The organism is Anaerotruncus sp. 1XD42-93 (assembly GCF_009917605.1).
GTDB lineage: Bacteria > Bacillota > Clostridia > Oscillospirales > Ruminococcaceae > Anaerotruncus.
In genome coordinates this window covers 1-6,079 of record NZ_QZEG01000090.1, presented here as the reverse complement: position 1 = coordinate 6,079, position 6,079 = coordinate 1, and the positions used below count along the sequence as shown (strand labels likewise).

The window sequence follows — 6,079 nt, the reverse complement described above, 5'->3', positions numbered from 1 at the left end:
TGTCGCTTCGGATATCCATCCACTGTGCTCCTTTCATTTCCTGACTCCCTTTCCGGGCTCTTTTTCGCCCTCTTGGGAGTCTATCTTTTTTTCGCCTCCTCCGCCACAAAACTACATTTTTTCCTCGGCGTTTTCTTTCATTTTATTACTGGCGCTGACACGATGTACTCGTTCACCGTATGCGCCAGATTTTCCTTAGAGGGGCCAAGGCCGAATGTCTTAATCTGCGCCTCGCCCGCATAATGGCTGCCGTTGGTGCAGAAGTTGTACTGGGTGATCTCCGGCTGGTAGCCCATCCCCTCGAGCTGTTTCTTCACATCCTGCACGAATGCATCGTTCTCGTCGTAGAGCCAGCCCGGGAAGAACCGCTCTCCGGTGATCTCAGCGCCGGTGTGGCAAAGCTCTTTGCCAACCGCATAGGAAACCTTCGCCTTGAGCTGAGGGTCCTCTGCCATCAGTCCATCGAGCAGCTTCTGAATCGGCTCGAGCACGCTCTCCTTGGTCTCGCCCACCAGCAGACGGCGGTCATAGGTCGCCCGGCAGTACTCGGGCACCACCGATGCGCCCGGATACGGTGCGGATTTGATGTCGGTCAGTTCGAGGATGCCGTCCCCCAGAACCGGGTGATGGGTCGGCTCCAACGTGCGGATCGCCTCGATCACCTTGGCCATTTTGTAAACAGCGTTGATGCCCTTTTCCGGGTTTGCGGAATGGCAGGGCTTGCCGAACGTTTCGACCACGATTTCTCCGCGGCCTCTCTGGCCGATCTTGAGGTTGAGCTGGGATGCCTCGCCGATTACCACATAGTCGGGCTGTACCGCCTTGCTGATCTCGCGTGCCGCCACGCCCTCGAAGCACTCCTCGTGCACAACGCCGGCTACATAGATTTCGCCTGCGAAGTCCTTACCAGTGTCCTCGGCAAATGCCGCAGCCGCTGTTACAAAGCCGGCCACCGCGCCTTTCATATCGCTGGTCCCGCGGCCGTAGATTTTGCCGTCGTGAATCTCTGCCGCGAACGGAGGATAGGTCCACTCAGTCTCGTCCCCCACCGGGACAGTGTCAATATGACCGTCAAACAGGATCTTTTTTCCCGGACGGCTGCCTTTGATGCATCCGATGATGTTGCCGTACCGGTCCACTGTGACCGAGTCGAACCCCTCCGCTTTCATCTGCGCGGACAGCTCTGCCACTACCCCGTCCTCATGCCCGGAATAGCTCTGCTGCCGGATCAGCTTTTGGCACAATTCCACCACTTGCTCTTGTCTCTCTTTGCTCAACATTGACCTTACCTCCTCTATATTCTCAATGCAAAACCGTCCTGCGGCCCTGCATATGGGTGCCTGACTTCCAATCGGTTAAAATGCTTTGCTGGGGTATTTTCCGTCCCACACGATTGCTTTGTAGTTTTCCTGGTCGGTGTCACCCTCGGTGCTGAAAAACAGGACGCGGGATGTTTCGTTCAGGCCCAGCTTTTCCTTCATCCAGGCCAGCTCCGGATTGGTCATGATCTCTGCCACACAGCCGAACGAGGCTGCACCGCTCTCTCCGGATACCACGCGGTCGTCTCTGCCTGCCGGGTTGCCGAGAATCCGCATCCCCTTCGCCGCCACATAATCGGGGCAGGAGATGAAATGATCCGCATAATCGGCAAGGATGTTCCAGCCGATGCTGCAAGGCTCCCCGCAGGCCAGCCCTGCCATAATGGTATTCATATCTCCGGTCACGAAATGGCGCTGTCCGTCGTTGGCTTCCGCTGTCCGGTAGAGGCAGTTTGCTTTCTCCGGCTCCACAATCGTGATGATCGGGCGGTCTTTGCCGCAGCAGGCCGCGAACAGCCCAGTCACTGCGCCTGCCATCGAGCCGACGCCCGCCTGGAGGAAGATGTGTGTGGGCATCTGGGAAAGCTGCTCATATGCCTCAAGCCCCATGGTGCCGTAGCCCTGCATGATCCAGGTGGGGATATCCTCATACCCTTCCCATGCGGTATCCTGCACCATGACCCAGCCTTTTTCCTCTGCCTGGCGGTTGGCTAGCCGGACAGCGTCGTCATAGTTCAGCTCGGTGATAGAAGCTTCAGCCCCCTCAGCCTGAATGTTAGCCAGCCGTTCGGCGGCGCTCCCTTTGGGCATATATACCACAGCCTTCTGGCCGAACTGCCGGGCCGCCCATGCGACACCCCGTCCATGGTTGCCATCTGTGGCCGTTACAAAGGTGAGTTCTCCCAGCTGCTGTTTCACCTCGTCCGAGACCAGGGCCTGATAATCCACCTCGGAAATCTCTTTGCCCAGCTTTTCCGCGAGATAATGCCCAATGGCGTAGCTGCCGCCCAGCACCTTAAACGCATTCAGTCCAAACCGGTAGGATTCATCCTTGACATACATTTCCCCAAGTCCCAGGCAAGCCGCAGTTGCGGGCAATTTTGCCAGCGGCGTGGGAGCATACATCGGGAAACTCTTATGAAAATTCTGTATCTTTACAGCCTCCTGCTTGTTCAGGAAGCTAAGGTCGCAACCTTTTCCGCCATGTTCTCTGCTTACCAGTTTAAATGTCTCTTTCATCTTGTTCCACGCCCTTTCTCTGTGTGCCTATTTATAGAGCAAGTTCTGTTCCAACCGTGTCGCCTTCAAATTGTTTCTACATTTCCGTATAATTTTCCATGCTTTATTTGGCGTATATCCACAAAAACAGGAGCCTTTATCCGAATCCCTCTGCTTGAGATTCGCAAAAGCTCCTGTTTTTGAGTGGATAGCATTTTCTTGTTTTAAGAATTTTTCTCGATTTAAGAATTTGTTTTCTTGTTTTGAGAATTAAGAAAGGCCGTATTCTTCCAGTTTGCGGTACAGAGTCGCCAAGCTGATCCCCAGCCGACTGGCCGCCTGCTTTTTTCCGCTGGTTGAGACACCATAAAGAGAAAGGGCTTTCCGAATCTCCTGCCGCTCCAGTTCCTTCAGTGGAATGACCGCAGCCATTGGAATCCCCTCCTGTATACCAGATAGACGCTGTGATCTCTCCGCTCTGCCTACCGACACCCGCTCGGTTCTGCCTTCTTTGCAACTGTCAAAACGTTCGGGCAGTGTACACGTGTTCAGAACCCCGTCCTCTCGGACCATATTCATCATAAATTCCAGCACATTTTCCAGCTCCCGCACATTCCCTTCCCATCGGTCAGACTTCAAACGCTCCATCGCGTCATCACTGATCCTCCAGAAATACCGGTCGAGACGTTTGGCGTAACGGCGTGCAAAAAACAGTGCCAGCTCTTCAATATCCCCTTTCCGCTCCCGCAGCGGGACCAGACGAAGCGGAATCACGTTCAACCGATAGTATAAATCCTGCCGAAATTTCCCTTCCTGCACCATTTCCCACAGGTCTTTATTGGTCGCAGCCAGAATCCGCACGTCGATAGGCACCACCTGATTCGACCCAACCCGGATGATCTTCCGTTCCTGGAGCACCCGCAGCAGCTTGACCTGCAAATGGAGCGGCATGTCTCCGATCTCATCCAAAAACAGGATGCCATGATCCGCCAGTTCAAATTTCCCCATCCTGCCGCCCGGGTCTGCCCCGGAAAAGGCCCCTTTCACATAACCGAACAGCTCGGATTCCAGCAGGTTCTCCGGGATGGCCGCACAGTTGATCGCGACAAACGGGGCGGCACTCCGGTCGCCTGCTTTCCAGATGGCGCGGGCAACCATCTCCTTTCCAGTCCCGCTCTCCCCAGTGATCAGCACAGTGGAGGTCCCCTTGGATACCCGGTGGATACTCTCCTTCAGATGCTGCATCTGCGGGCTGCTGCCAATGATGTCGCCGCAGGCCAGCGTTTCCTCCAGAGCGCGTTCATGCGCCTGACGCACTTCCTCCCGGACCTTCACCAGAATGAACTGTGTGATCTGATCCAAAAAGTCCAGATATAGTTTTTCATTCTGAAGTATCTGTTTCTTCTGCTCCAGGCTGGTACCCACCAGGCCGATCACACCAAGAATCTGCCCGTTCATAGATACCGGCATGGAAATTTCGATCTCTTCATAGCATTTGTTGCAGAGTGGGCAGCTGCGGCAGATCGGTTCCCGCCCCGGCTCATAAATAATCTGGGGTTTCCCGGTTTTCAGCACCTGTTTATATACATAGCCCTCTGCCGCCATATTTTCGTTGACCCGGCCGCTGAAAATACCGGTACCCGCCACGCGGTACAGGCGGTCATCCACGACCTCCACATCCACCCTGGAAATCTGGGAGACAATATCCGCATAATTTACAACCGTGTCCTGAATCCGCATCAGAATGCTCTTTTCCTGCTGCTCCATCCAAGCGCCACCCTTTCCGTATGTGATATGGAGAATTGAATCCTAAACCAAACGAAAATGCGTCCCCAGTCTTCCTGTCAAAAGAAAAAGCCTGAGGGAGCACTATACTCCCTCAGAACTTCTCTTGTTGACAACCGCACTCCAACAGACCCTTTATTTGTCCAGCAGCTTTATGGCTGGACATTGTTTCTCCACTCCGCATACCGTTACATAAGTTATCAAATCGTGACCATTCATGCCAGTTTTCCTACTTTCTCGGCATATCGTTTAGTGTTACACAGTGTATTCCATGATTTGTCGTAAAACTCAGCTTATCTTAATTTTGCCCTCCAGGTTGGAAATTGATTCCATCTTCTTCTCTTTGGTGGCCTCGTTATACACGTCCATTGTAGTTTCAATGTTCCGACGCCCCATGATTTCCTGGATAATCTTGATATTCGGCTCGTTCTCACAAAGCCTTGTACAAAAAGTGGGCCGTAGGTTGTGGACGGAAAAATGCGGTAACCAGATCGCTCCGGTTTCTCCTGCCTCAATGTTACGATCCCGGATGATGCGCCAGATGGCCCGATGAACTAGATGTGGAATGAGGATCTCCTGAAAACGATTTTGGAAGATAAAGCCGGAATAGCCATCTATCCCGGTTCGTGTAAAGCCATGCTCCATTTGTTTCAGCCTCTTGTCTAACAAGGCCCGCTTCACATCATCGAACATCGGAATAATGCGAATGCCCGCCTTTGTTTTCGGAGTTGTGATATGGATTTCCATATTCCCGGCTTCTGTGACTCGATGTATGAGATTGTGATTTACATTAATAATCTTGCCCTTAAAGTCACAGTCTTCCCACCGAAGGCCAAGGCACTCGCCTACTCTCATTCCAGTACCAAGCAACACGGTGAACAAGTTAGACCAGTGGCGGTAAGTTGGAGACCGTGCCACAAAATCAACGAATGCCTCCTGCTCAGGGACTGTCAATGCGTGACACTTAGGCTTCTCCCAGTCGTGGCTCTTCTTGATTTCAGTAATCACCCCATCCCTGAGAACTTCCACAGGAACGCTTCTTCAGCGGCAATTTGTCACTTTTTCCGTCGGCACACTGGCTCTCCCCTGTTCTGAGGAGACGGTCTTTGCCATCTCGTCTCTTTTCTGACATGGATACCCCTTTCAAAAAAGGACATGGCAGGGCGTAAGTATTGTACCATGTCCTTCGTTGGATTTCAAGTAATAGAATCACATCATCAAGGACTTTTTCATCATATTTACAAATTATTCACAAAACGGCGATAAAAATGACCGGGAGCCTGTTGCGGTTCCCGGTCTACTTGCGCTGTTACTCGTTTTCCGTCACCTGACGGACTTCCTCACGAAGTAGGCGTTTGATTTCGTCCTCCATTGTCTTGGTGCTGGTGGTGCTGAAATGCGCCCACACCCGGTAGGTGGTCTTGCCGATTTTCTTCACCAGCACGGGCGGGGTCTGCGGCGTGGCCTTGGGGTAGATGCTCGTCTCGGTGGTGCTGGTTTCGTTGCTCATAGTTCTCCTTTCTCGGTGGCGGTCTGCCGATGGCTGGCCGCAGTTGATGTGATAATCTGCCGCGCCGCCGCCTTTGTGTTGGCGGCGTTGTCCTCACGGAAGTTCTTTCCGGCAAAGAGGAGGGGGGCGCAGCGTTCTAGGGTCTGTTCACACAAACGAAGATATGCTATAATAAGGGAATGGAACTGAAGAAAGAACAATACGAACAAATCGCAGAGTGCTTTCCGAAACAGCGGAAACCAGCAAA

Annotated in this window: 5 protein-coding genes and 1 pseudogene; all 6 read right to left on the bottom strand. The window is 53.0% G+C overall.

What is annotated here, in order from left to right; all coding sequences use genetic code 11:
- Window positions 1-137: 137 nt before the first annotated feature.
- Window positions 138-1,280: a YgeY family selenium metabolism-linked hydrolase gene (locus tag D5269_RS16480; RefSeq protein WP_120487022.1), complete on the bottom strand. Its 1,143-nt coding sequence runs from the start codon at window positions 1,278-1,280 to the stop codon at window positions 138-140.
- Window positions 1,281-1,355: 75 nt separating this feature from the next.
- Complete coding sequence (dpaL, locus tag D5269_RS16475) at window positions 1,356-2,558, bottom strand: diaminopropionate ammonia-lyase (RefSeq protein ID WP_120487021.1); 1,203 nt, start codon at window positions 2,556-2,558, stop codon at window positions 1,356-1,358.
- Between the two features lie 249 nt (window positions 2,559-2,807).
- Window positions 2,808-4,304: a sigma 54-interacting transcriptional regulator gene (locus D5269_RS16470; RefSeq protein WP_120487020.1), complete on the bottom strand. Its 1,497-nt coding sequence runs from the start codon at window positions 4,302-4,304 to the stop codon at window positions 2,808-2,810.
- 306 nt (window positions 4,305-4,610) lie between these two features.
- A complete protein-coding gene (locus D5269_RS16465; RefSeq protein WP_243126934.1) occupies window positions 4,611-5,351 on the bottom strand; it encodes a site-specific integrase in 741 nt (246 codons plus the stop codon).
- Between the two features lie 280 nt (window positions 5,352-5,631).
- Entirely contained in the window at window positions 5,632-5,832 is a 201-nt protein-coding gene (locus D5269_RS16455; RefSeq protein ID WP_016315191.1) for a transposon-encoded TnpW family protein, read from the bottom strand.
- Window positions 5,829-6,079: pseudogene (locus tag D5269_RS18390) on the bottom strand (hypothetical protein); the annotation flags it as partial. The gene D5269_RS16455 and the pseudogene D5269_RS18390, both read right to left, overlap by 4 nt.